This is a genomic window from Actinoplanes sp. SE50/110, assembly GCF_900119315.1.
Classification (GTDB): domain Bacteria; phylum Actinomycetota; class Actinomycetes; order Mycobacteriales; family Micromonosporaceae; genus Actinoplanes.
Map to the genome: position 1 here is coordinate 1,136,234 of NZ_LT827010.1, position 23,115 is coordinate 1,159,348.

Consider the following 23,115-nt stretch of genomic DNA (forward strand, 5'->3'; position numbering starts at 1 on the left):
CCGGCGGAGGCCCGTGGCAAGGCAGAGGTAACTATCGGCCAGATCCTCTTAACTGCCTTGGGCCTTCCTGCGGACGTAAGGGCTTCGGCTCTAAGCTCGCGCGCTACCAGCAAACCGAGCGTTGTGACCTTCAACGACATTTGGTCGAGCCTATACGTCGAATAGCCGGAGATCGACAGGAGCATCGCTCATCACAGCGATAGCTACAGAGAACCTAAACGCCGGACTGTGTTTGAACTATTCTTCGGCCTCACGGACGAAGAACTCCTTACGCTCAAATCGGAATTGCAGACTGCTGAACAAAGGGTGACAGAAGCGGAATCCGAAGAGTCTACGGTACTTAACTTCCTGGAGAGTGTTGGTGCTGAACCGCAAAATGCGACACTCTTGGCTCAAGAGGAGGCAATAGAAGAACTAAATGGTTACCGTTCGCGATTGCATGAATTGAGTCTTGATGCTGATCCAGCCGACCCTCAAACGGACCTCCTGCGCGATCTGCTTGTGACTACGCAAGATAGGGCGGACGACCTTAGGCGCGAACTAAACGTTTTGGAGAAGGCGCACGAGGAACGGCTTAACCTTGCTGCAGGTCTTCGCCAGGACTTGGCTCGGTTCGAGCGTGCGCAAGACGCGGGCCTCCGCCTTGCGAACATTGAGTTTATAGTGTGTCCTCGCTGTACCCAAAGTATTGAAGGGCGAGTCGTTGAACGAGGTCACTGCCGACTCTGCCTTCAGCCTGAGACGCGGACAGGGACTAGCTGGAACGATGAGCCGTACGAAGCCGGCCAAATTCGTTATCAATTGGACGAGTTAAAAGAACTTCTGTCATCCAATGCAGAAAAAACAGATCAAATCCGTTCATCTTTAGAGGAAACGGAAGAGCAGGCGAAGAAACTCGCTCACGTTGTGGATGAGCGTACCCGAGAACTGGTGAGCCCGCGTTTGCAGCAGTTCGCTGACTTGAGTGCTGCGGTCGGAACGACGCAGGAAAGAGTAAAAACGCTCGAAGAGCGCCTTAGGTACTGGGACCGAGCCGCAGACATGTCTCGGGCCGTGCAGGAAGCAAGAACCCGGCGAGACGTGCTCAAGGATGACATACGACGCCGTGAGGCGATTATTAAAGAAGCGAAGGAGGATGTGCTTGCTGCGTTGACAGAAGAGTATGCTCGAACGCTGTCAAATTTCGGCGTACCTAGCGTCACCTCTGTGCGAATTGATGATCGAAGCTATCTCCCGTATGTGAATGGAGATCGTTTTGACAAGATTAGTACCGGTGGACTGAGAACCGCACTCGTCGTCGCGTATTGGGTCTCGCTTATCTCGGTAGCTCTGAGAGACCCGGCGACGAATATGCCAGGATGTCTAATCCTGGACAGTCCAAGAAAATCGATCGGGGCTGGCGAGGCCCTTGCTGCCAACCTTTACCGACAGCTAGATACTCTTGCGGAGACATATCGGGATCGGCTGCAGCTGATCGTGGCCGACAACGGCGTGCCGACCGAGTACGCAAGCCGTTGGCAGCGTCTTAGTTTCTCTTACAGCGAACCCGTGGTTGCGTCCGTCGAGCACCCTGGGCCCGCCGAGGTGGTGACCCTTGACCGCCTGGCCAGTGAGAGGATCGCTGCGTAGACGATGCCTAGAGCCATGCCGGCACTTATTGCGCCGCTTCTCGACCGTATGTACCGGCACGCAGCTTGGTGGCTGCGGCGAGGCGTAAGTCTGACCGGCGGCGTGTGACCGCGGCCGGGCGGATGGGGGATACCTGCAGCTTTCATTGCACCGTCGTTTTCGCAGTTCAATCGAGCTCGGGGGACACGGAGGACAGGGTCGCGGCTATGTCTTCCTTCGACGTCATCACGATGTGGGCGGATCTGAACCTGCCAATTTCCAATCCCCGTTCGTATAGCCGATCACGGTGATTCCTTCCTCGCGGGCGCCTCGATGTCGGAGAGGGAGCCGCCGACGATCGCGCAGCAGTCCGGCCTGGCCCACGAGTGCGTGCCCGGCGGCTAGCACCGGCTCAGGGTTCGGCTTTATCCGCCATGGACCGGCGAAGGCCCGGCCGATGATCGGAGCTACGAACGGGGCGAGACCGGGGGCCTCTAGGTATGCCTCGATCGCTGTTGCCGTTGTTTGCTCACCTTTGCGATCGGCAGGCCGCGCGTGTGCGCCGAGGCTCACCTCACGTCCCGAAGGGCGTGGGCGTTGAGACGCTGGCGGCGCGCAGTTCGGCTGCTGCCAGCGCATAGTGCTTCCTTAAGGGCTGCTGTGACATTGTGCGCACTGCTCTCGGCCGCCCAGCGAAGTACCGCGAGGAGATCCTGTTCGTTGCGAAGTTCGGCCGGCATGGTGACGCCCTTGGCATCGAGCAGCGCCACCAGTTCGGCCACAACACGTGGCGCTGAGTACCCGCGAAGATCGAGCAGACCAGCCCGTCGCAGTCCAAGAGCAGCGGCTCGCCGCCGAGGGTCGGCAGGGCGTCAACCTGCTCTACGGGCCGCCCAGGGTGCTCAGAGCCGATGCCCGAGAAGCCGACGACCCGGGGAATCCTGATGAAGTTTTGCCGTGCATTTGCCGTGACGAGTGAGATCGAGCGGTCCTAACCGAGACCCAGTGGGGACCAACGCGAGAAGCCCCTCACCGCTTTTCAACTGGTGAGGGGCTTCTTTGCGCCTGTGGTGGCGGGTAGAGGATTCGGAACCTCTGTAGCTTTCGCGACCGATCTACAGTCCGCTTCTATTGATGCTGAGCGTGCGGAGCTGCATGTTGTTCAGAGTTGTGCACGACCGTCCGAAGCATGCGTCGGATATTGGCCAACCGGTCATTCAGGTTCAAGTAAGAGGTCAACACCTCCACTGCCTGGCGGCCCCGGTTCGCGGAAAGCGCGAACCGGGGCCGTTCCGTATTCCAGCCTGGGGTCGAGCCTACGAACTCGGCGTTACGCGGGGCGCGGCCTCCTGACGATATTGCGGTTGACCGCTGGCTCAGGGTTTCTCGTAGCAGGGCGAGTGGATGAGGATGACGAAGCCGTCGGGGATGGCGCGGTCGACTTCGAGTTTGTAGCCATCGGGGGTTTCAGCGGCGACCAGGCCGTCATCCGGCCCTACCGTGCGGTCGTCGGTGATACGGAAGTTCTTCGCTTTCCACTCAGCCTTGATCTTGCCCAGTGAGGCGAGATGCTGATCCTTCTGTGGCGGGTTGAGGTTATAGACACCTTGAATGGTGAAGATTTTTTCGCTGCTTTCGCCGGCCCTTCCGGTGCACTCGCCGGAGCTCAGCTTCGGGTTGAACAACGGCATGCCTACGGCGGTGGCGATCTGTTCCGCGTGCTGCTGAACGACTGCATTCACGTCGGCTTCGGACTTCTTGTCCACGTCAGCTCCTGAACAGGCGGAGAGAATCAGTACGGAAGGGGCCAACCACAGGGCAACCCTCTGGGTCCTGCCACTTGATGTCATCGCCAGTCCTCCGGAAGCTGCCCGTTAGTTATGCCCACCTTGCTGTACGCGCCAGCGAGGATCTTGGCCTGGTTGTTGAGGCTCTCACTTCCGCCATCCCAATAGTGGGTGTGGCCGCTGGTATCGGCCATCCATGTGTTGGCGCCGAAGCTATGGTCGCTCGGTGCCAGGCCGTGGTCGGCGTCGGCGCTGTGTTCGATGTATTCGATAAGTTGGGGGTTGACTACCGCAGCGGAGTCCAGCACGGCACCTGAGCGCGGAACCGGGTCGCTGTCGGACGCGCCGGCCCATACGTGGCGGGGATCGTTCATCAAGTCGCTGGCCGAGCCGACGTGCATGCCAGGGCTGCCGGCCACAACGATGTCATCGACGGGAAGATGGCCGGTTTTCGCCGCCTCGCCGACGACCGTGGAGCCGTACGAGTGAGCCATGGCCACCAGGTGGCCACCATCACTTTCGTGCGTTGCACGCAGTCCCTGCATGAAGTCGACGTACGGCTGGCTACCCGCTACGGACCGGGTGTCCTGCAATACGGAAAGGTTGTAAGGCTCTGGCGTGTCGTACCCGAGCCAATAGATGGTGGAGACATCGCCATCCTGGCCAGGTGTGAAACCGTCGGCAGCGTTGTTGATGTCGACCATCCGCTTGAGGTTGCCGGACGTCTGGCCTTCCAGCGTGGTACCCAGCCCCGGCACCCACACTCCGGTGTTCCTGGCGGTGTCCGGATTGCCCACGGCAATGATCACTTTGCCGTTGCCCGCGTACGCGGCGGTGTCGAAACCTAGCAGTAGCCCGCGCGGACCCACCTGCACCAAACCTTTCTCGATGGCCTCCAGGCGTTGCAACTCGTCGTAGGTGTCCTGCGCTTCCAGTCTCATGTCGGGGTTGTGCAGCCGGTCCTGCAGGTACTGCTTCTGCTGCGCCAGGCCGATCCGGTTCGCCTTGTCGCGATCGGTGGCCGGCACGCCGTCCATCCAGCCGATCTCGCGTGGGAAGTCGTGGATGGCTTGGTCCTGCTGCCCGCGGGTCAGGTTTTCCCACCAGGCGTGCACCTGCGCCGGTGTTTTGCCTTTCAAACCGGCCAGATCGTCCTGGGTGATCTTCGGGCCGGTCTTGCCGGAACCGGGCGACGGAGGCAGCTGAGCGAGGGCTTGCACGGTCTCTTGGTCCAGGCTCCTGGCCCGGGTCAGCAACTCGCCCAGCTGCCTGGTGTAGCTCTGCACCAGTCCGGCCATCTGAGCACCTGCGACGTGTCCGTGAGGTGACCTTTCGAGGAGACGGTTGCGGTCGTCAGGTTGACGGTCAGCCCGGCCGCGGCGCATTCGCGTTGGATGTCGCTGAGCATGCTCTGAAGGCTCAGCACCGTGTCGGCATGGGTGCGCAGAGCTCGGCTGATCATCTTGCACGGGTCGTACGTGCCGCTCAACTCCGCCTGCAAAGCCGACACCCGGTCTTGGGCCGCGTACCCGGTCTGCCACACATGAGGCAAAAGCTGGCCGGCGGCGATGAACTTCTCCAAGCCGGCGTCGAGGTTCGCAGCTACCCGATCCCACGCGTCGGAGGCTGACGAGAAGGCGGCCACGTTGGTCTCGGCGACGTCCTGCAAGGTGATCGTGCTCATTCGGCGTATCCCATGTGCGGGCCGTGGTGCGGGCCGGGTGCCGGATAGGTCCCGGCGATGTCGGTGCCGGAATCGTGGTCGGTGGTCTGGTAGTCGATCGCCGCGCCGACCATCCCGGCACCGCTGAGCCGGATCCGTTCCGCCAGGTCCTGTAGATACGTCGCCCAGCCGTGGGCGCGATCCGCCATGGTGGCGACGGCAGCCCAGGGTGCGGCGGCGCCGGCGACTGTCAGCCAGCCGCTCTCCTTGGTGATGGCGTCGCGCACCGACCCCGATGAGTCCTGCACCTGTGTTCCCGTACGAACCAGGCCCTCGACGTCGATCTCCACGTTCGGCTGCATCCAAGTAACTCCCCGTCATCCGATGCCGTCAAGAGAGACTACGTTCGATCGGCAAGTTCGGTTCGGGCTGGTAGCGGACGTCCAGATGCCAAAGGTCAGACCGTCAACGGCGGTTACGTCATGGCCGGTCAGTCGGACCTCGATCACTGACGGCGTCTTGCAGGTGTCGGACCTGGTCGATGAGGTTCAAGTAAGAGGCGACTACCTCCACGGCATTGCGGCCCCCTGTTCGCGGAAAGCGCGAACCGGGGGCCGTTCCGTATTCCAGCCTGGGGGCCGAGCCCCCAGACCCCGCGTTACGTTGGTCGCGGTCCGTTGCCTGTGGCGCGGTCCACTGCTGCGGCTGCTTCTTGTGGCCGCGCGCTGTGTTTTCAAGACGTCGTCTCGAACACGCCTGTGGAGTGCGATCCGGATCCTGATTGCAGGATCAGCGTCCACTGCCTTCGTAGGTGGCCCGTCCGGGCGGCTGCGGAGTCAGTGGGCTCTTTCCGCGTTTCCGGTCAGGGGCGTGCGTAGCAGGGGGAGTCGACGAAGACCGCGAACCCGCGCGGGTCGCCGGTTTCGATGTCGAGCTTGTAGCCGTCCGGGGTCCGGGCGGCAGCGACTCCGCGGTCCGCGGCGACGGTGCGGTCGTCGGTGATCGTGTAGCCCTTGGCCTTCCAGTCGTCGCGGACTTTGGCGATGACGTCCAAGTGCTTCTCGCCGGCGGCCGGGGCGGGCAGGGTGTAGACGCCCTGGACGGTGTAGACGCTGTCGCTGACGTTCTCGTTCGGGTCGGTGCACCCGCCGGCCCGAACCTTCGGGTTCTGCAGCGCCTGACCGGCGACCGCGGCGATGGCGTTGGCGTGCTTCTGCACGGCCGCGTTCACGTCAGCCTCGGGCTTGGTTTCCACCTGATCTCCTGAACAGGCGGACAGGGTGAATGCCACGGCGGCGAGCAGGGCCGTCACGGCCGTGACGGTGCTACGACCGGTCATCGCCAGTTCTCCGGAATCGTTCGCGGTTCAACGTCATCTGGTCGTATGTACTGACGAGCACTCGGGACTGCTTCATCAAACTCTCGCTGCCGTCCGCCCAGTGCCCGGTGTGACCGGACGTGCCGGTTCGCGCTTTCCGCGAACCGGGGCCCAGGCGCCGCGTTACGTGGGGCGTGCTGCGCTGTTGGCCTAGTTGGCCGTTGCGGCATGGGGTGCGGTGTCGGCATCCGCCGTTCAGTCAGGGCGCTCGAAGCAGGGGGAGTGGATGATGATGGCGAATCCGTCCGGGGTTGCTGTCTCGATGTCGAGGTTGTAGCCGTCCTTGGTCTTGGCGGCCAGTACCCCTCGGTCGGCAGCTACGGTGCGGTCATCGGTGATGGTGTATCCCTTGCTCGTCCAATCGGTGCGGACCTTGGCGAGGATATCGAGGTGCGTGCCGGTGGCGGGCGGTGCGAGGTTGTAGACGCCCTGCACGGTGTAGACCGTGTCGCTGTCCCGGCCCATCGGGTCGGTACACGGGCCGGACCGCATCTTCGGGTCCTCCAGCGGCTTGGCGGCAACCTTAGTGATGTTGTCCGCGTGCTGTTGCACCGCGGAGTTGACATCTTTCTCTGACTTGGTTTCCACGTGCGCTCCTGAACAGGCGAACAATGTCAAAGACAAGGCGGCCGCTGCAGAGGCCACCACGGTGCGGACAGTTCCGTTTCGGGTCATCGCCAATTCTCCGGAATCGAGCCGCTGTTGTACGTCACCTGGTCGTAGGCGCCAGCGAGCACCCGCGACTGGTTGTTGAGACTTTCACTGTTGTCGTCCCAGTAGTGTGTGTGCCCGGACGTGTCAGCCTTCCAGACGTTGCCGCCGAAGCTCGGATCGCTGGGTGCCAGGCCGTGGTCATCGTCTGCGATCTTGTTGGCGAGTTCGGTCAGCGGCGAGCTGTCTACTGTCGAGTCGCCGGACACCGTGTACGCCTCGAGTCGGGCGACCGGGTCGGAGTCGGAGGCGCCGGCCCATAGGTGGCGGGGGTCGGCCATCAGGTCATTGGCGGAACCGACGTGCATGCCTGGGCTGCCGGCGGTGACGATGTCGTCGACGGGAAGCCGATGCGTCTTGGCCGCCTCGCCGAGCACCGTGGTGCCGTACGAGTGTCCCATTGCCACCAGATGCCCGTCACCGCTCTCATGGGTAGCGCGCAGGCCCTGCATGAAGTCGATGTACGGGTCCCTGCCCGCGATCGAGCGGAAGTTCGCCACGACTGACAAGTTGGCCGGTGGGAACTCTGGCGCGTCGTAGCCGAGCCAGTAGATGGTAGAGATGTCACCTGACCGATCCCGGGTTATTGAGTCGGCCACATCGTTCATCTTCATGATTCGGTCGAGGTTGTCCAGCGTGCTGCCGCCGAGCGTCGTGCCCATGCCGGGCACCCAGACGCCGGTGTGCCGGGCGGTGTCGGGGTTGCCCATCGCCATGATGACCTTGCCATCGCCGTCGAACGCCGCAGTGTCGAAGCCGAGCAGCAAGCCTCGCGGGCCCAGTTTGTCCAGGCCCTTCTCGATCGTCTCCAGGCGTTGCAACTCGTCGTAGGTGTCGTGCGCTTCCAGGGTCATGTCGGGGTTGTGCAGCCGGTCCTGCAGGTACTGCTTCTGCTGCGCCAGGCCGATCCGGTTGGCCTTGTCGCGGTCGGTGGCCGGCACGCCGTCCATCCAGCCGACCTCTCGCGGGAAGTCGTGGATTGCCTGTCTCCTTGGTGATGGCGTCGCGCACCGACCCCGATGAGTCCTGCACCTGTGTTCCCGTACGAACCAGGCCCTCGACGTCGATCTCCATGTTCGGCTGCATTCAAGTGACTCCCCGTCATCCGATGCCGGCAAAAGAGACTACGTTCGATCGGCAGGTTCGGTTCGGCCTGGTAGCGGAGGCCCGGACGCGGAAGGTCAGACCAGTGGCGGCGGTTACGTCATGGCTTGTCAGTCGGACCTCGATTACTGACAGCGTCTTCGAGGTGCCGGACCTGGTCGCCGAGGTCCAAGTAGGCGGCGGCCACCGCCACTGCTCACGGTTTCGCGTAGCAGGGCGAGTGGATGAGGACCACCAAGCCGTCGGGGATGGCGCGGTCGACCTCGAGTCGGTAGCCGTCTGGGGTTTCAGCGGCGACCAGACCGTCGTCCGGCCCTACCGTGCGGTCGTCGGTGATGCGGTAACTCTTGGCCTGCCATCCGGCTTTGATCCTGGCCAGCGAGGCGAGATGCTGGTCCTTCTGTGGCGGGTTGACGTTGTAGACGCCCTGAACAGTGAAGATTCTGTCGCTGCTTTCGCCGGCCCGGTCGGTGCACCCGCCGGAGCTCAGTTTCGGATTGAACAGTGGCATGCCCACCGCAGTGGCGATCTGTTCCGCGTGTTGCTGAACGACTGCGTTCACGTCGGACTCGGACTGCTTGTCCACGCCGGCTCCTGAGCAGGCGGAGAGAATCAGTACGGAAGGGGCCAGCCACAGGGTGACCATCTGGGTCCTGCCACGAAACGTCATCGCCGGTCCTCTGGGAGTTGCCCGTTGGTGATGCCCACCTTGCCGTACGCGCCAGCGAGGATTTTGGCCCGGCCATCCCGATAGCGGGTGTGGCTGCCCGTTCCTGCATGAGGTCGACGTGGCCTCCAGGTCGGCCGAACACCTCGGGCGTCACCGGCGTTCGGCGGCGACCCTGGAACTCCCGGCCCGGTACTCCACCCGGTCGAGGTGGCAGCGGTCGCAGCACTTCGCCCATGCCGGGCACGGATACCACGATGCCGCCGGGATGGCCGGGGCCGGCTCGATGCGCAGTTCGTCGTTCTGCGGAAGTGCTGCATGGACCGCCGACCCCACCAGAACATCGACTGATGGCTATTGACCCACCGCGGGCGTCGGCCTATGGTTCACGCCACAAGTGCAATAACACTTGTTAAGTGACTCGTATCAGCAGGTAGAGGCTGTCACGAGCAGCTTCCGGCCGTCCTGAAGAAGGAGTTCTGGTGAGAAGCAGAACCGTGCTGGCGGGGACGGTGGCGTTCGCTACCGGCGCCGCCCTGGCGGTGGGCATCACGAGCGCCCACGCCGCATCACCCCCGCAACCGGCCGCGGCGAGCGGCACCCCCGTCACCGAACAGGTGCGATTGGCGGCGGCCGACAAAGCCGCGGCGAGTGGTTTCGACGCCCTCGGCAAGGGGCCCGACGACGCGTTCCTGCGCCGCCAGGCGATCACCGGACTCGGCGGCTACTCCTACCTGACCTATGACCGTACGTACCGCGGCCTGCCCGTAGTCGGCGGGGACGCCACCGTCGTCGTCGACGCGGCGGGCCACGTGCGTGACACGTTCGCCGCGGACCACGGTCGGGTGTCGCTCGGGAATCTGCGGCCCGCGATCCCCGCGAAGCAGGCGGTCGGCACCGCTCGCCGGCAGCTCGACTCCGTCGCGACGGCGGGGCAGGCGCAGCTCGTCGTGTATGCCCTGGGCGCGAAGCCGCTGCTCGCGTACCAGGTGCTGGTCTCGGGCGTTCGCCACGACGCGCCGAGCAGGCTGCACGTCTGGGTGGACGCGGGCACCGGCAAGGTGCTGTTCACCAGGGAAGACGTCGTGTCCGAGGCGGCGCGCGGTTACGTCAACGGGGCGGTGCAGATCGACACGAACGGCGGCGTGCTGCAGGACCCGGCCCGCCCGGGCCTGTCGTGCGGCAACTACAGCACCAGACAGACCTACCGCAACGGCGGCACGGGCACCGGCACCGACCTGCAGACGGCGTGCGTCGACGCGTACTACGGCGTCGAGCAGGAGTGGAACATGCTGCGCGATTGGCTGGGACGCAGCGGCATCAGCGGCAACGGCAGCGCCTTCCCGCTCTACGTCGGGCTCAACGACGTCAACGCGTACTGGGGCGGCTCGTCGGGCACGTTCGGACACAACTCGTCGAACACCGCGCAGGCCACCAGCATGGACGTGGTCGGCCACGAGATGGGCCACGCGATCGACCAGTACACCGGTGCGGGCACGGCCGCCGAGAACGGGCTCGGCGAGGGCACCGGCGACATCTTCGGCGCCCTGACCGAGCACTACGCCGACAACCCGAGCGACCCGCCGGACTACACCGTCGGCGAGGAGATCAACCTGGTCGGGTCCGGGCCGATCCGCTACATGTACAACCCGTCGACCAACGGTGACCCCAACTGCTACTCGTCGTCCATCCCGGGCACCGAGGTGCACTCCGCCGCCGGGCCGCTCAACCACTGGTTCTACCTGCTGGCCGAGGGCAGCCGCCCGGCCAACGGCAACCCGGCGAGCCCGACCTGTGACGGCAGCACCGTCAACGGCGTCAGCATCCAGAAGGCGGGCCAGATCTTCATGTCCGCGATGAACATGAAGACGTCCGGCTGGAGCTACGCCAAGTACCGCGGCGCGACCGTCAAGGCGGCCGTCAACCTGTTCGGCGCGAGCTCGGCGGAGTGCGCGAGCACCAAGGCGGCGTGGAGCGCGGTGAGCGTCGGCCCCCAGTCGGGCGAGCCGTCCTGCACGACCGTGCCGGCCGGCGACTTCTCGCTCGCCGTCAACCCGTCGTCCGGCTCGCTGCAGCAGGGCGGCTCGACGACCACCACGGTGTCCACCCAGGTCACCGGTGGCACCGCGCAGAGTGTCACGCTGACCGCGTCCGGCCTGCCGTCCGGGGTCACCGCGACGTTCAGCCCCGCCACGGTCACCGCCGGGCAGTCGGCCACACTGACCCTGCGGGCGTCGGCCACCGCGACCACCGGCAGCAAGGCGATCACCATCACCGGCACGGCCCCGTCCGGCTCGCACACCGCCACCTACACCACGACCGTGACGACCGGGCAGCCCCCGGCGAACGACTTCTCGGTCTCGGTGAACCCGGCCTCGGCCACGGTCGCTCCGGGCAACTCGGTTACCGCGTCGGTCGTCACGGCCACCGCCGGCGGCTCGGCACAGACGGTGAACCTCGCGGTCTCCGGTGCTCCCACGGGCGTGACCGCGGCGATCAGCCCGGCTTCGGTCACCTCCGGCGGCTCCGCGACCCTCACGGTGTCGGTCTCCTCGACGGCGGCGGCGGGCACCTTCCCGTTGACCGTCACCGGCACCGGCACCGCGGCCACCCGCACGGCGACCTACACGCTCACGGTCTCGGGCGGCACCCCGCCGCAGGGCTGCGGCGGCGTCGCGGCGTGGAGCGCCACCCGCCCGTACGTCCCGGGTGACAAGGCCTCCTACAACGGCCACCTCTGGAACTCCACCTGGTACTCCACCGGCGCCGAACCGGGCGCGCCGGGCTCCTGGGCGGTCTGGACCGACGCCGGTCCCTGCTGACCCGGCTGAACCGCGACCGGTGCGGCGGTCCCCGGGGGAGGGGACCGCCGCACCTTCACGCCTTGCCGATGCCAGGTCCGAGCACGTCGGTGAGGCCATCGCGCAGGGCAGTGAGGGCGTCTTCCGGGCGGTTCCGGCGGTCGAGGAGATCGGCGAGAGCGAGGATCGTCGTGGCCAGTTCGCGGCGGGGGCCCCGGGTGCGGTAGCCGTCGGCGGCGACGCGCAGGTGGTGCTCGGCCGCCTCGTGGTCGCCCACTTCCTCGGCGAGTCGGGCGCGCAGCCGGTCGGCAGCCGGCAACCGCTCGGGCAGCAGGTCGTGAGCCTGGTCGCGCAGCCCCAGGTCCGCATAGACGGCGGCGAGCTCCACCGCCGCCTCAGCCGATACCGGACCGTCCACCGGCGAGAGGTCGCGCAGCGCGCCCGGCAGGTCGCCGGCGGTACGGCGGGCCCGGCCCCTGATCAATCGGCAGGCCGCCAGTTCCGGCGCCAGGGTCGCCTGCTGCCGAGCCTGCCCGGCCCGGTGCAGGGCGAGGTCGGCGCCGGCGAGATCGTTCGTGGACAGCAGCGTGCGGGCCACGGTGAGGTGCAGGTCGGCAAGCGAGCCCGCCTCGCGCGGCCCGGCCAGGGAGAGTGCGGCCGACGCCGAGGCCGCCGCTGCCGTCTCGTCCTCCAGGTCGGCGTGGCAGAGGGCGAGTTGCGCGTGGATCGCCACGAGGGCGGCCGGATCCGGCAGAGCCGCGAGGTCCATTTCGGTCAGTACCCGGTGCAGCAGGTGGGCGGCGTACCGCGGGTCGCCCTGGGCGCGCAGGCAGGCGGCCTGACCGGCGACCGCGTGAGCACGGACGTGTGCCGGTTCCCCGGCGAGCAGCCGGGCGGCTGCGGCGAACTCGCGCGCGGCGTCGGCGATCTCGCCCCGTCGTAGCGCGAGCCGCCCGAGGCCGAGCCGGCATTGCGGCTCGAAAATCCCTTCAGAAGCCAATTTCCGGTACGCCGCGTCCGCCGCCCCGTCCTGCGCGTCCGCATCGGCGAGCGCCAACCGGGCGCGTACCCTATGATCCGGATCCTCGCCTGTGGTCAGCGCGCGCGGCGTGACACCCAGCCGCTCAGCGAAGTACGCGACGGCATCCGTCGACGGCGCGCGGCGGCCCGACTCCACCGAGGATACGAATGCGGCGGTGTAGCGCGGCGCCGCAAGTTCGCGCTGGCTGAACCCGCGGGCCTTCCGCAGCTCGCGCAGCCGCCCGCCGAAAGCCGCGGTCACCGGATCGTCTCGGCTGCGCGCAGACCACGGCGGAACACCAGCGCGGCCTGCGCAGGCTCACCGCCGGCCAGCAGCACGTCGCCCAGCTCGCGGCAGGTGGTCGCCAGCTCGGCCGCGAGGCCCATGCGCGCGTAGCGGTCGGCCGCCCGCGCCAGCAGTTCCCGCGCCGCCTCCGGCCGGCCCTGACCTGCTGCGACCAGGCCGCGCACCCGGTCCGCCTCGGCCGAGCACTCCTGATGGCCGAACTCGGCGCAGACCCGCGCGGCACCGTCGGCGAGCGCGTCGGCCTCGTCGAGCCGCCCCTGCAGGCGCCGTACCTCGGCCAGCTCCAGCGCGGCGCCCGCACTGTCCTGCCGCGCGCCGACCGAGTCGAGCACCGTGCACGCGGCGGTGAACTCGCCCGCGGCGGGTTCCAGGCTTCCGGCCCGGCGCAGCACATAGCCGTGTGCCCAGTGGCAGAGCCCGATCTCGCGGGTCAGCCCCAGCTCGGCATAGATCCGGCCGGCCTCGGTGAACATGCGCTGCGCGCCGGGCAGCTCGGCCGCCGTACGCCGTGCCTGGCCCGCCGTGACGAGGAACTGGGCGACCCATTCCGTAGTGCGCACCCGTGGCAGCAGCGCCCGCGACTCGTCTTCCAAGTTGCGGGCCCGTTCACGCCAGTCCAACTCGATGTAGGCGTAGATCAGCGCGGTGCCCAGCCGCACCAGCGCGTCCGCCGGGGACTGTGGCGATTCCTGCAGCACGGCCAAGTGTTTCTCCAGTACGTCGACCGCGCCCGAGGTGTCACCCCCGGCGAACCGGCAATAGGCCCATCGGGCGATGGCGGCGGCGCGCGGCTCGACCGGGCCGGGACAGTCGAGGGCCGGTGCGAACGCGTCCTCGGCGGCGGACAGCTCCCCGCTCTGCAGCGCGGCCTCGCCCCGCCAGTACGCGGCCCAGGCTGCGGGCGCCGGCAACGCGTACCGGACGGCGTCGGCCCGGACCTGGTCGAACGCGGCCACCGCGGCGTCGATGCGCCCCTGCGACAGGTCACGGCGGGCGGCCGTCAATCGGGCGGCGAGGTCCTCGGCCGTGCCCGGGGGACGCCCGTGGCGAAGCTCGTCGGCGTCGACGCCGAGGCGGCTCGCGGCATACCCGATGAACGACGGACTAGGCTGGCGCGTCCCGGACTCGACGGCCGCGAGCAGCGCGCGGCTGAAGCGCGGCTCGGCGAGCTCGCGCTGGGTCAGGCCGCGCTCGGTGCGCAGGCGCCGGATGCGCTCGCCGACGCTGCTCTGCATGGCACCAACCTAACGTGCCGGCCGCTGACCCACACGTCCCCGGGAATCCGGTCCAGGCCTGGACCGGAGCGGTAAGGCCGGCCCTGTCGCCGAGCCCGGGAGAAATCCGCCGGGGACGAGTAACCGGGTGGCGGGGTGCGGTGTGTATTCAAGTGTGCGGGCACCGACGGAAGCGGGAACCATGGCGGGCGACGACAGCGCCGACTTCGACACCTTCTACGCGGCTACGGTCCGGCGGGTGCTCCTCTACGCCTACGCCAGCTGCGGTGATCGGGCCGAGGCGCAGGACGTCGCCCATGAGGCTTTCGCGCGGGCCTGGCAGCACTGGTCGCGGGTGTCGCGGTATGACGACCCGGAGGGCTGGGTGCGCGTCGTCGCCTCGCGCCTGCTGATCAACCGGTGGCGGGGGCTGCGGCGGTGGGTGGCCGCCCGGGCCCGACTCGGCCCGCCCGACGACGTCGCCGGCGGACCGTCGCCGGATCGGGTGGCGGTGGCCGCCGCGCTGCAGCGGTTGCCGAAGGCGCAGCGGGAGGTCGTCACCCTCTACTACCTACTGGACATGCCGGTGCGGGACATCGCCGAGAGCCTCGGCGTTCCGGAGGGGACGGTCAAGGTGCGGCTCTCCCGCGCCCGTGCCGCCCTGGCCCAGCTGCTCGGCGACAACGATCAGGAGATCAGCGATGTCACGTCCCGTTCCTGACCGACTGCGTGAGCTTGCGGCCGAGGTCGGTGACCTGCCGGTGCCGCCGGCCGCCGAGGTTCGCGCCCGCGGCCGGCAGCGGTCGCGGCGCCGGCTGGCCGTGGTGACCGCGGCCGGCTTGGCGCTGGTGGCCACGGCCGGTGTCACCGTCATCTGGCCGCGGCGGCCCGCGCCGGTCGATGACCTGGTGGCCGGCGGTCCGCCGCCCAGTGCCGCCGCGCTGCACTGCTCCCTCGCCCTGCCGGACGATCCCGTCGAGGTACGGATCCGGGTGCTGGACGGCGGCGCGTCCACCGCGCTGATCGACGCGACCGCCGCCCACCTGCGGGAGCGTCGTTTCACCGTGCTGAACGGCGCCACCGGATCCCCCCTGGAGGGCGCCGCCTCGGTGAGCTACGGCCCGGCCGGGATCGGCTCGGCCGCCCTGGTCCGGGCCTATCTGCAGGACGGTGCGACGATGCTGTTCGACCCCGGCATCCGGGACGACATCATCGCGGTGACCCTCGGCCCGGCCTTCACCCGGCTCGCCACCCCCACCGAGGCCAACCGGAACCTCGTCGCGGTCGGCGAGCCGACCGCCCCACCGCAGTGTGCGACCGTGGGGGCGCCCGCGAAGCGCTGACCGGCTCGGAAGCCGACGGCGGCCGGGCCGCACGCAGAGCGGGACAACCCGCTCGGTGTGCTGACCTTCCGATGACGTCGACGGCCCCCGGCTCGCTGTGTGCGAGGCGGGGGCCGTTGACATGCGCGCTCACCTTGTGGTCACTGTGAGTGATGTGATGAGTTGTAGTGTGACAGCGGTCATGTCGAAACGTTAAGCTACCCACGAGTAACAAGCTCATCCCTTGAACGCGTTCATGGTCGGCATCCGTGAAGACACCCACATTCACGTTTCCGCCGTAGGTCCGGCAACGTCGCTAGAACTGCTGGGGAGTCGATTTATGATCATTGGTGTTCTGGGGGAGTCCAGCCCCGGCGAGAAGCGGGTCGCGGCGACCCCCGCGACCGTCGCCCAGCTGCTCAAACTCGGTTATGAAGTGGTGGTCGAGCCGGGTGCCGGCCGTCGCGCGTCGTTCGCCGACGAGGCGTACGCGGAGGCCGGGGCGACCGTCGGCGACCCGTACGCCGCGGATGTCGTCTTCACCATCAACGCGCCGGAACCGGCGCGGCTGGACCGGCTCAAGCCGGGTGCCACGCTGGTCGGGGTGTTCAGCCCGCGGCTGAACGAGGCCTTGGTCGCCGAGTTCGCCGGCCGGCCGATCACCGTGCTGTCGATGGACGCGGTGCCGCGCATCTCGCGGGCGCAGTCGCTGGACGTGCTCTCCTCGATGGCGAACATCGCCGGCTATCGGGCCGTGGTGGAGGCCGCGCACGCGTTCGGCCGGTTCTTCACCGGGCAGGTGACCGCGGCGGGCAAGGTGCCGCCGGCGAAGGTGCTGGTCGCCGGGGTCGGCGTGGCCGGCCTGGCGGCGATCGGCGCGGCCGGCAGCCTGGGGGCGATCGTCCGGGCGACCGACCCGCGGCCCGAGGTCGCCGACCAGGTCAAGTCGCTGGGCGGGGAGTACCTCGCGGTCCAGGCGGCGGACGTCGAGGTCTCGTCGACCGGGTACGCCAAAGAGATGTCGGACGACTACAACGAGCGGGCGGCCCGGTTGTACGCCGAGCAGTGCGCCGAGGTGGACATCGTCATCACCACCGCGCTGATCCCGGGGCGACCCGCCCCGCGCCTGATCACCGAGCGCATGGTGGCCAGCATGAAGCCGGGCAGCGTGATCGTCGACATGGCGGCCGCCAACGGCGGGAACGTCGAGGGCACGGTGGCCGGCGAGGTCGTCACCACCGCCAACGGCGTGACCATCATCGGATACACCGACCTGGCCGGCCGGCTGCCCGCGCAGGCGTCCCAGCTGTACGGCACCAACCTGGTGAACCTGATGAAGCTGATGACCCCGGAACGGGACGGCCACCTGGTCCTGGACTTCGAGGACGTCGTCCAGCGATCGATCACCGTCGTACGGCAAGGGGAATTGACCTGGCCGCCACCGGCCGTGTCGGTCTCGGCCGCGCCGGCCCCGGAGACGAAGGAGGTGGCGGCGCCGAAGGCGGCGACCGCGACCAGGAATCGGACGCTGCCCCTGGCCGGCGTCGGCGCAGCCGCGCTGTTCCTGCTGACGGCCCTGGCGCCGACGACGTTGCGCGGGCATCTGACGGTCTTCGCGCTGGCCATCGTGATCGGCTACTACGTCATCGGGCACGTGCACCACGCGCTGCACACCCCGCTGATGTCGGTCACCAACGCGATCTCCGGGATCATCGTGGTCGGCGCGCTGCTGCAGCTCGGACACGGCGGCGCCGTGGTCACCGTGCTGTCGTTCGCGGCGATCCTGCTGGCCAGCATCAACGTCTTCGGTGGCTTCGCGGTGACCCGCCGCATGCTCGCCATGTTCACCAGGAGCTGACCCGATGACTCTCGCAACGTCCGCCCAGGCCGCGTACCTCGTCGCCGCCCTGCTGTTCATCCTGGCTCTGGCCGGCCTGTCCCGGCACGAGAGCGCCAAGCGCGGCAACGCCTTCGGCGTCGCCGGCATGGCACTCGCGCTGGTCGCCACGATCGCTCTGGCTGTCGAAGGCGATCTGAGCGGTACGGGGTTGGCCCTGCTCCTGGTCGCCACCGCGATCGGTGCCGCGATCGGCCTGTACCGCGCCGCCAAGGTCGAGATGACCGGGATGCCGGAGCTGATCGCCCTGCTGCACAGCTTCGTCGGCCTGGCCGCGGTGCTCGTCGGCTGGAACGGTTATCTGCACGTCGAAGGAGACCCGGACGGCGGCGAGTCGGCTGCACTCTCCGCCCAGGGCCTGCTCGGCATCCACCACGCCGAGGTGTTCATCGGCGTCTTCATCGGCGCGGTCACCTTCACCGGCTCGATCGTCGCGTTCCTCAAACTGTCCGCGCGGATCAACTCGCGCCCGCTGGTGCTGCCCGGCAAGAACCTGCTGAACGTCGGCGCGCTGGTCGCCTTCGTGGCGCTCACCGTCTGGTTCGTGATCGATCCCCGGCTGTGGCTGCTGATCGCGGTCACCGCGGTCGCGCTGCTGCTCGGCTGGCACCTGGTGGCCTCGATCGGCGGCGGTGACATGCCGGTCGTCGTTTCCATGCTGAACAGCTACTCCGGCTGGGCGGCGGCGGCCAGCGGCTTCCTGCTCTCCAACGACCTGCTGATCGTCACCGGGGCGCTGGTCGGATCGTCCGGCGCCTATCTGTCGTACATCATGTGCAAGGCCATGAACCGCTCCTTCTTCTCGGTGATCGCCGGCGGTTTCGGCATCGAGGCCGGCCCGTCCGGCGACGTCGACTACGGCGAGCACCGGGAGATCCAGGCCGACGCGGTCGCCAAGATGCTGACCAGCGCCGAATCGGTGATCATCACGCCGGGGTACGGCATGGCGGTGGCCCAGGCGCAGTACGGCGTGGCCGAGTTGACCCGCAAGCTGCGGGAGAAGGGTGTCGACGTCAAGTTCGGCATCCACCCGGTCGCCGGTCGCCTGCCCGGGCATATGAACGTGCTGCTCGCCGAGGCGAAGGTGCCCTATGACGTCGTGCTGGAGATGGATGAGATCAACGACGATTTCGCCCGTACGTCGGTGGTCCTGGTCATCGGCGCCAACGACACCGTGAATCCGGCGGCGACCGAGGACCCGTCCAGCCCGATCGCCGGCATGCCGGTCCTGAAGGTGTGGGAGGCCGCCGAAGTGATCATCTTCAAGCGGTCGATGGCGTCCGGTTACGCCGGCGTGCAGAACCCGCTCTTCTTCCGGGAGAACAGCGCGATGCTCTTCGGTGACGCCAAGGACCGGGTCAACGACATCCTGAAAGCTTTCTGACGTCCAAGTTCGTTACGAACCCGCTGCCTGTTCGGGCAGCGGGCTCGTCCCCGCTCTGACATCATCGCGGCGTGGTTCGCCTCTACTCCCTGTTCGGGCTGATCGACCTCGTGCTGATCGTAGTCGCCCTGATCGACTGTCTCTCGGTCGACGAATACGCCGTCCGCGCCCTGCCACGCGGCCTCTGGGTCCTCCTGATCCTGCTGTTCTCCCCGATCGGCCCGATCGCCTGGTTCGTCGCCGGCCGCCCGGCCCGCCCGATCCACCTCAGCAACGGCACGGTGTGGCGCCCCGGCGCCGGCTTCCCGGAGAACGAACGCCCCACCCGCCGTGCCCCGGCCGCCCCGGACGACGACCCGGAGTTCCTCCGCGGCCTGGCCGCCTCCCGCCGCGAGGACGAAAACCTGATGCGCCGGTGGGAGGCGGACCTCCGCCGCCGCGAGGAGGAACTCCGCCGCCGCGAATCCGGCGAAGCCTGACCCGTCCCGCGCCGGCCGCCGGCCCTTCCCGCTCAGACCGGCCGCAGACCGTGGATGGCGAAGTGCAGGTCGATCTCGTCGCCCGGCTGGAACCACAGTCCCTCGGCATCGAGCACATCCGCGGCGACCGTCTTGGCTTGCGCCACCGGCTTCTGCTCCGCGTGGAAGCCGGGCCGGACCAGCAGGGGGAAGCCATGTCGCTCCCCGAAGTCGCGCACGCCGGCGATGTCGCCGAGCACCGCCTGCGGCAGAGAATCGTTGGCCCACGACCACAGCCAGGTCTGCTGGGCGTGATCGACGCTGCCGATCACCGTGATCCGCCCATGCAGGAACTCCCGGCCTCCGCGGGAGAACACGATGCGGGCGTCGTCCATCGACCACTAATACTGCACATCGCCCTGGACCCCGTGTCCGGTGACCATCGCGGCCTGCCGCTGCCTGACTCGATCGAGAGCCTCCAGCGCGAAGGCCTCCCACCGCTCATGATCGGGTCCCGGTTGGTGGCCCATCCGGCCCGACCCCTTCCGCGCTATGGCAAAAGAAAACGCCCGGACCGAAGTCCGGGCGTTTACAAGGGTGGAGCTGAGGGGACTCGAACCCCTGACCCCCACACTGCCAGTGTGGTGCGCTACCAGCTGCGCCACAGCCCCTTGCACTGCTTCCTGCCGTGTCCCCGGCGTTTCCCCCGGGCACGCTGGAAATACTACACACCCCGCCGCGGGCCTTCGCAGCACCCCCTTCAGTTCAGCGAGACGTCCGGGGGGAAGTGCGCGACAGCTGCCAGGATGTCGCCCTGGCGGCGCAGGACCATGGCCCACAGGTCGTCGGGGCGTTCGACGAACGGGTCGCCGGGGAGGGCGTCGAAGACGAACCAGGAGCCGGCGGTGATCTCCTCCTCCAGTTGGCCGGCGGACCAGCCGGAGTAGCCGGCGAAGACGCGGATGCCGGCCACGTTCTCCTTGAGGTGTTCCGGGTCGGCGGAGAGGTCCAGGGTGCCGAGGGCGCCGGCGACCGGGTGGAAGCCGGTCAGGCGCTTTTTCACCTCGGGGCGGGTGCGGGCCAGGCAGATGGCCGACTCGGGTTGGACCGGGCCGCCCTCGAAGAGGACGGCGGGGTCGCCGGCCAGCTCCCCCCAGTTGCCGAGGACCTCGGCGACGGGGACCTCGGTGGCCCGGTTGAGGACGACGCCGAGGGCACCGCCCGGCTCGTGGGCGACGAGCAGCACGACCGTACGGTCGAAGTTGGGATCTTTGAGGGTGGGGGTGGCGACCAGGAGCTGACCGGTCATCGACTCCATCGACCGGCCTCCGATCCGCTGCCCCTCACCGAACACGGTCTGCCCGCCGCTGGTTCGACGTCAACGCCATGCCCAGCACATTAGCTTGCGATTCCGGCCATGGATAAGGTCTGCACATGAACCCGTCACCCCCATTCGCGGAGATCGGCGTCATCGGCGGATCCGGCCTGTACGCACTGCTCGACGGCGCCATTGAACACGAGGTCGAGACGCCGTACGGTCCGCCATCCGACAAGATCACGGTGGCCGAGGTGGGTGGGCGCCGGGTGGCCTTCCTGCCGCGGCACGGACGCGATCACCGGTTCCCGCCGCACAAGATTCCCTATCGGGCGAATCTGTGGGCCCTGCGGTCGCTGGGTGTACGCCAGATCGTCGCCCCGTGTGCGGTCGGTGGCCTGCGCCCGGAGCTGGGGCCGGGCACGTTCGTGGTGCCGGATCAGTTGATCGATCGGACCAGCGGGCGGGTGCAGACGTTCTTCGACGAGGGCGCGGCGCACGTCTCGTTCGCCGATCCGTACTGTCCGGCCGGCCGGGCCGTGGTGCTGAATTCCGCCGCCAGGGTGAACGCGGTGGACGGCGGCACCATGGTGGTGGTGGAGGGTCCGCGGTTCTCGACCCGGGCCGAGTCGCGCTGGTTCACCTCGATCGGCGGCACGATCGTGAACATGACCGGTCACCCGGAAGCGGTCCTGGCCCGCGAGCTGGCTCTCTGCTATACCGCGATCGCCCTGGTAACCGACCTGGACGCAGGCGTGGAGGGCGACCACGGGGTGACCCACGAGGAGGTCTTCGCGGTGTTCGCGCAGAACACCGACCGCCTGCGTGGCGTGCTCCTGGACGCGGTGGCCAAGCTGCCCACCGAGCGCGAGTGCCCCTGCGGCGACGCGCTGCAGGGCATCAAACTGCCCTTCGCGCTGCCGTAGGAAAAAACGGCCGCTTCGGCTGACGTACACCGGGCGGACGGCCGTTCGCCCGGTTCAAGACCGGGCACCTGCTGCATCACCGGTTCAGCCGGACACCGTGGGAGCGGACCGAGGTCTTCGACCCGGCCCGCACCGGCGAGCGGCTGCGCGGCCCGGCCATCGCCGCCCGGCGTCGCCGGTCAGGCTGCCGGATGGCGGCGGCTGATCAGGTTCTGCAGTTCGGCGACCAGGTCCTTCGGCGTGAGCGGCTTCGCGAGGTAGCCGTCCGCGCCGGAGATCATCCCGGCGTCCACGTCGTAGGCGTGGCTGTTGCCGGAGACCATCAGGATCGCCATGTCCCGCACCGACGGGGTGCTGCGGGCCAGCTGGCACAGCTCCATCCCGTTCATGGCCGGCATCCGGACGTCGGTGATCATGCCGATCGGCTTGGCCACGGTGAGGATCCGGGCCGCGGTGTGCCCGTCCTTGGCGCCCACGGCCCGGAAGCCGGCCGCCTCCAGGCTCACCGACAGCAGGTCACGGACGTCGGCGTCGTCGTCGGCGATCAGGATCAGGTTCTCGTTCATGCGGCTCCTCCTCGTGGACCCTCCTGATCGGCCGCGGTCCGGCCGCGGCCAGGAAAGCCGGGGTTGCCGTCCGGGAGCGGTCTGCCGTCGGCAGAAGAATGCGGCGTCCGGTCCGGGCGGTGGGCAGAATCCGGCCATGGCCACCTTCTCGCTGCAGGCTCAGCCGGCCGATGCCGCCGACTGGCTCGACCTCGCCCGCCGGGCCGAAGCCGCCGGTTTCCACGCCCTCTACGCCGCCGACCACCCGGGCAGCGGCGCGTCGCCGTTCGTGGCGCTGGCCGCGGCCGCCGCCGTCACCAGCCGGATCGAGCTTGGACCGTACGTGGTGAACGCCGGCATCCGCGAGCCGCTGCTGATCGCCTCGGACGTGGCCACCCTGGACGTGGTCTCCGGTGGCCGGGCCATCCTCGGCATCGGCGCCGGGCACACGCCGGCCGAGTGGACCGCGGTCGGCCGGGTGCGCCCGGACGTGGCCGGCCGGGTCCGCCACTGCATCGCGGTGGCCGAGGCGACCGTGCGGATGCTGGCCGGCGACGGGCTGGACCGGCCCCGGCCGGTGCGCGAGCGGGTGCCGGTGCTGTTCGGTGGTGGGAACACCGAGCTGCTGCGCTGGGCGGCCACGAACGCCGACGTGATCGGCCTCTCCGGCCTGGGCCGCACCCTCGCGGACGGGCACACGCACACCGCGCGGTTCCACCCGGATCAGGTGGACGCGCAGGTGGAGCTGGCCGGGGGCACGCCGGTCGAGGCGCTGGTGCACTACTTCGCGATCGGTGACGACGCGGGCCGCAGGTACGCGACCTGGGCCGCCGACGCCGGGATCAGTCCGGCGGCGGCGGCCGAGTCGCCCTATCTGCTGGCCGGGACGGCGGCGGAGATCCGCGCGAAGCTCCAGCGGTGTGAGCGCCGCTGGGGCCTGACCCGGTACGTGGTGCGACGCCCGGCCTTCGAGTCGATGGCGCCGCTGCTGCGGTGAGCCGGGCCCGC

23 protein-coding genes and 1 tRNA gene are annotated in these 23,115 nt (G+C 68.3%); 9 read left to right on the top strand and 15 right to left on the bottom strand.

Annotated features, from left to right (window positions below; all coding sequences use genetic code 11):
• Positions 1 to 228 precede the first annotated feature (228 nt).
• Positions 229 to 1,629, top strand: coding sequence for a hypothetical protein (locus ACSP50_RS41555; RefSeq protein WP_014688070.1), 1,401 nt, complete (start codon positions 229 to 231; stop codon positions 1,627 to 1,629).
• A 548-nt stretch (positions 1,630 to 2,177) separates the two neighbouring features.
• On the opposite strand, the gene ACSP50_RS41560 is transcribed toward ACSP50_RS41555, so the two are convergent.
• From ACSP50_RS41560 to ACSP50_RS05040, 9 genes are all read right to left on the bottom strand, one after another.
• Positions 2,178 to 2,390 (bottom strand): hypothetical protein, encoded by a 213-nt coding sequence (locus tag ACSP50_RS41560; RefSeq protein WP_155123441.1) that lies wholly within the window; start codon positions 2,388 to 2,390, stop codon positions 2,178 to 2,180.
• Positions 2,391 to 2,984: 594 nt separating this feature from the next.
• Positions 2,985 to 3,374 (bottom strand): hypothetical protein, encoded by a 390-nt coding sequence (locus ACSP50_RS05005; protein WP_043510849.1) that lies wholly within the window; start codon positions 3,372 to 3,374, stop codon positions 2,985 to 2,987.
• An 80-nt stretch (positions 3,375 to 3,454) separates the two neighbouring features.
• Positions 3,455 to 4,693 carry an alpha/beta hydrolase gene (locus ACSP50_RS05010; RefSeq protein ID WP_014688072.1) on the bottom strand — a complete coding sequence of 413 codons (1,239 nt, stop codon included), beginning with the start codon at positions 4,691 to 4,693 and terminating at the stop codon, positions 3,455 to 3,457.
• Positions 4,645 to 5,079, bottom strand: a complete 435-nt coding sequence (locus ACSP50_RS05015; RefSeq protein ID WP_014688073.1) for a hypothetical protein — start codon at positions 5,077 to 5,079, stop codon at positions 4,645 to 4,647. The genes ACSP50_RS05010 and ACSP50_RS05015 overlap by 49 nt, the downstream gene beginning before the upstream one ends.
• A complete protein-coding gene (locus ACSP50_RS05020) occupies positions 5,076 to 5,420 on the bottom strand; it encodes a hypothetical protein (protein ID WP_014688074.1) in 345 nt (114 codons plus the stop codon). Before ACSP50_RS05020 ends, ACSP50_RS05015 begins: the two co-directional genes overlap by 4 nt.
• Positions 5,421 to 5,920: 500 nt before the next feature.
• Positions 5,921 to 6,397: a hypothetical protein gene (locus ACSP50_RS05025; RefSeq protein WP_014688075.1), complete on the bottom strand. Its 477-nt coding sequence runs from the start codon at positions 6,395 to 6,397 to the stop codon at positions 5,921 to 5,923.
• Between the two features lie 234 nt (positions 6,398 to 6,631).
• Entirely contained in the window at positions 6,632 to 7,024 is a 393-nt protein-coding gene (locus tag ACSP50_RS05030) for a hypothetical protein (RefSeq protein ID WP_043510855.1), read from the bottom strand.
• A gap of 83 nt (positions 7,025 to 7,107) precedes the next feature.
• Positions 7,108 to 8,097 carry an alpha/beta hydrolase gene (locus ACSP50_RS05035; RefSeq protein ID WP_014688077.1) on the bottom strand — a complete coding sequence of 330 codons (990 nt, stop codon included), beginning with the start codon at positions 8,095 to 8,097 and terminating at the stop codon, positions 7,108 to 7,110.
• Between the two features lie 350 nt (positions 8,098 to 8,447).
• Entirely contained in the window at positions 8,448 to 8,837 is a 390-nt protein-coding gene (locus ACSP50_RS05040; RefSeq protein WP_231956867.1) for a hypothetical protein, read from the bottom strand.
• A gap of 563 nt (positions 8,838 to 9,400) precedes the next feature.
• Between ACSP50_RS05040 and ACSP50_RS05045 the strand changes: the two genes are divergently transcribed.
• Positions 9,401 to 11,740 (top strand): M4 family metallopeptidase, encoded by a 2,340-nt coding sequence (locus ACSP50_RS05045; RefSeq protein ID WP_014688079.1) that lies wholly within the window; start codon positions 9,401 to 9,403, stop codon positions 11,738 to 11,740.
• A 55-nt stretch (positions 11,741 to 11,795) separates the two neighbouring features.
• Here ACSP50_RS05045 and ACSP50_RS05050 read toward each other — a convergent pair whose 3' ends face one another.
• Both ACSP50_RS05050 and ACSP50_RS05055 read right to left on the bottom strand, forming a co-directional pair.
• A complete protein-coding gene (locus tag ACSP50_RS05050) occupies positions 11,796 to 13,001 on the bottom strand; it encodes a helix-turn-helix domain-containing protein (RefSeq protein WP_014688080.1) in 1,206 nt (401 codons plus the stop codon).
• On the bottom strand, positions 12,998 to 14,281 hold the full coding sequence (locus ACSP50_RS05055; protein WP_014688081.1) for a helix-turn-helix transcriptional regulator: 1,284 nt from the start codon (positions 14,279 to 14,281) through the stop codon (positions 12,998 to 13,000). The genes ACSP50_RS05050 and ACSP50_RS05055 overlap by 4 nt, the downstream gene beginning before the upstream one ends.
• Positions 14,282 to 14,462: 181 nt before the next feature.
• Between ACSP50_RS05055 and ACSP50_RS05060 the strand changes: the two genes are divergently transcribed.
• From ACSP50_RS05060 to ACSP50_RS05080, 5 genes are all read left to right on the top strand, one after another.
• Positions 14,463 to 14,981 carry an RNA polymerase sigma factor gene (locus ACSP50_RS05060; RefSeq protein WP_014688082.1) on the top strand — a complete coding sequence of 173 codons (519 nt, stop codon included), beginning with the start codon at positions 14,463 to 14,465 and terminating at the stop codon, positions 14,979 to 14,981.
• On the top strand, positions 14,962 to 15,603 hold the full coding sequence (locus ACSP50_RS05065) for a LytR C-terminal domain-containing protein (protein ID WP_014688083.1): 642 nt from the start codon (positions 14,962 to 14,964) through the stop codon (positions 15,601 to 15,603). Before ACSP50_RS05060 ends, ACSP50_RS05065 begins: the two co-directional genes overlap by 20 nt.
• Before the next feature lie 319 nt (positions 15,604 to 15,922).
• Positions 15,923 to 17,440: a Re/Si-specific NAD(P)(+) transhydrogenase subunit alpha gene (locus tag ACSP50_RS05070; RefSeq protein WP_014688084.1), complete on the top strand. Its 1,518-nt coding sequence runs from the start codon at positions 15,923 to 15,925 to the stop codon at positions 17,438 to 17,440.
• Between the two features lie 4 nt (positions 17,441 to 17,444).
• Complete coding sequence (gene pntB, locus ACSP50_RS05075; protein ID WP_014688085.1) at positions 17,445 to 18,863, top strand: Re/Si-specific NAD(P)(+) transhydrogenase subunit beta; 1,419 nt, start codon at positions 17,445 to 17,447, stop codon at positions 18,861 to 18,863.
• A 71-nt stretch (positions 18,864 to 18,934) separates the two neighbouring features.
• Positions 18,935 to 19,342, top strand: a complete 408-nt coding sequence (locus ACSP50_RS05080; RefSeq protein ID WP_014688086.1) for a PLD nuclease N-terminal domain-containing protein — start codon at positions 18,935 to 18,937, stop codon at positions 19,340 to 19,342.
• A 32-nt stretch (positions 19,343 to 19,374) separates the two neighbouring features.
• On the opposite strand, the gene ACSP50_RS05085 is transcribed toward ACSP50_RS05080, so the two are convergent.
• The 3 genes from ACSP50_RS05085 to ACSP50_RS05095 form a co-directional block, all read right to left on the bottom strand.
• Entirely contained in the window at positions 19,375 to 19,716 is a 342-nt protein-coding gene (locus tag ACSP50_RS05085) for a DUF6882 domain-containing protein (RefSeq protein ID WP_014688087.1), read from the bottom strand.
• 203 nt (positions 19,717 to 19,919) lie between these two features.
• A tRNA-Ala gene (locus ACSP50_RS05090) sits at positions 19,920 to 19,992 on the bottom strand.
• Positions 19,993 to 20,081: 89 nt separating this feature from the next.
• Entirely contained in the window at positions 20,082 to 20,639 is a 558-nt protein-coding gene (locus ACSP50_RS05095) for a YqgE/AlgH family protein (protein ID WP_014688088.1), read from the bottom strand.
• Between the two features lie 116 nt (positions 20,640 to 20,755).
• Here ACSP50_RS05095 and ACSP50_RS05100 point away from each other — a divergent pair, with 116 nt between their 5' ends.
• Entirely contained in the window at positions 20,756 to 21,562 is an 807-nt protein-coding gene (locus tag ACSP50_RS05100) for an S-methyl-5'-thioadenosine phosphorylase (protein ID WP_014688089.1), read from the top strand.
• 179 nt (positions 21,563 to 21,741) lie between these two features.
• Here the strand turns inward: ACSP50_RS05100 and ACSP50_RS05105 are convergent, their stop codons facing one another.
• Entirely contained in the window at positions 21,742 to 22,128 is a 387-nt protein-coding gene (locus tag ACSP50_RS05105) for a response regulator transcription factor (RefSeq protein ID WP_014688090.1), read from the bottom strand.
• Positions 22,129 to 22,264: 136 nt separating this feature from the next.
• Here ACSP50_RS05105 and ACSP50_RS05110 point away from each other — a divergent pair, with 136 nt between their 5' ends.
• Positions 22,265 to 23,104, top strand: a complete 840-nt coding sequence (locus ACSP50_RS05110) for an LLM class flavin-dependent oxidoreductase (protein ID WP_014688091.1) — start codon at positions 22,265 to 22,267, stop codon at positions 23,102 to 23,104.
• The last annotated feature ends 11 nt before the right edge of the window (positions 23,105 to 23,115 follow it).

Bases quoted from the DNA above. Each gene is read 5' to 3' on its own strand.
- ACSP50_RS05010 (WP_014688072.1), bottom strand. From the start codon at position 4,693: ATGGCCGGACTGGTGCAGAGCTACACCAGGCAGCTGGGCGAGTTGCTG.
- ACSP50_RS05015 (WP_014688073.1), bottom strand. From the start codon at position 5,079: ATGAGCACGATCACCTTGCAGGACGTCGCCGAGACCAACGTGGCCGCC.
- ACSP50_RS05020 (WP_014688074.1), bottom strand. From the start codon at position 5,420: ATGCAGCCGAACGTGGAGATCGACGTCGAGGGCCTGGTTCGTACGGGA.
- ACSP50_RS05025 (WP_014688075.1), bottom strand. From the start codon at position 6,397: ATGACCGGTCGTAGCACCGTCACGGCCGTGACGGCCCTGCTCGCCGCC.
- ACSP50_RS05035 (WP_014688077.1), bottom strand. From the start codon at position 8,097: ATGGACGGCGTGCCGGCCACCGACCGCGACAAGGCCAACCGGATCGGC.
- ACSP50_RS05055 (WP_014688081.1), bottom strand. From the start codon at position 14,281: ATGCAGAGCAGCGTCGGCGAGCGCATCCGGCGCCTGCGCACCGAGCGC.
- ACSP50_RS05060 (WP_014688082.1), top strand. From the start codon at position 14,463: ATGGCGGGCGACGACAGCGCCGACTTCGACACCTTCTACGCGGCTACG.
- ACSP50_RS05065 (WP_014688083.1), top strand. From the start codon at position 14,962: ATGTCACGTCCCGTTCCTGACCGACTGCGTGAGCTTGCGGCCGAGGTC.
- ACSP50_RS05070 (WP_014688084.1), top strand. From the start codon at position 15,923: ATGATCATTGGTGTTCTGGGGGAGTCCAGCCCCGGCGAGAAGCGGGTC.
- pntB (WP_014688085.1), top strand. From the start codon at position 17,445: ATGACTCTCGCAACGTCCGCCCAGGCCGCGTACCTCGTCGCCGCCCTG.
- ACSP50_RS05085 (WP_014688087.1), bottom strand. From the start codon at position 19,716: ATGGACGACGCCCGCATCGTGTTCTCCCGCGGAGGCCGGGAGTTCCTG.
- ACSP50_RS05095 (WP_014688088.1), bottom strand. From the start codon at position 20,639: ATGGAGTCGATGACCGGTCAGCTCCTGGTCGCCACCCCCACCCTCAAA.
- ACSP50_RS05100 (WP_014688089.1), top strand. From the start codon at position 20,756: ATGAACCCGTCACCCCCATTCGCGGAGATCGGCGTCATCGGCGGATCC.
- ACSP50_RS05105 (WP_014688090.1), bottom strand. From the start codon at position 22,128: ATGAACGAGAACCTGATCCTGATCGCCGACGACGACGCCGACGTCCGT.
- ACSP50_RS05110 (WP_014688091.1), top strand. From the start codon at position 22,265: ATGGCCACCTTCTCGCTGCAGGCTCAGCCGGCCGATGCCGCCGACTGG.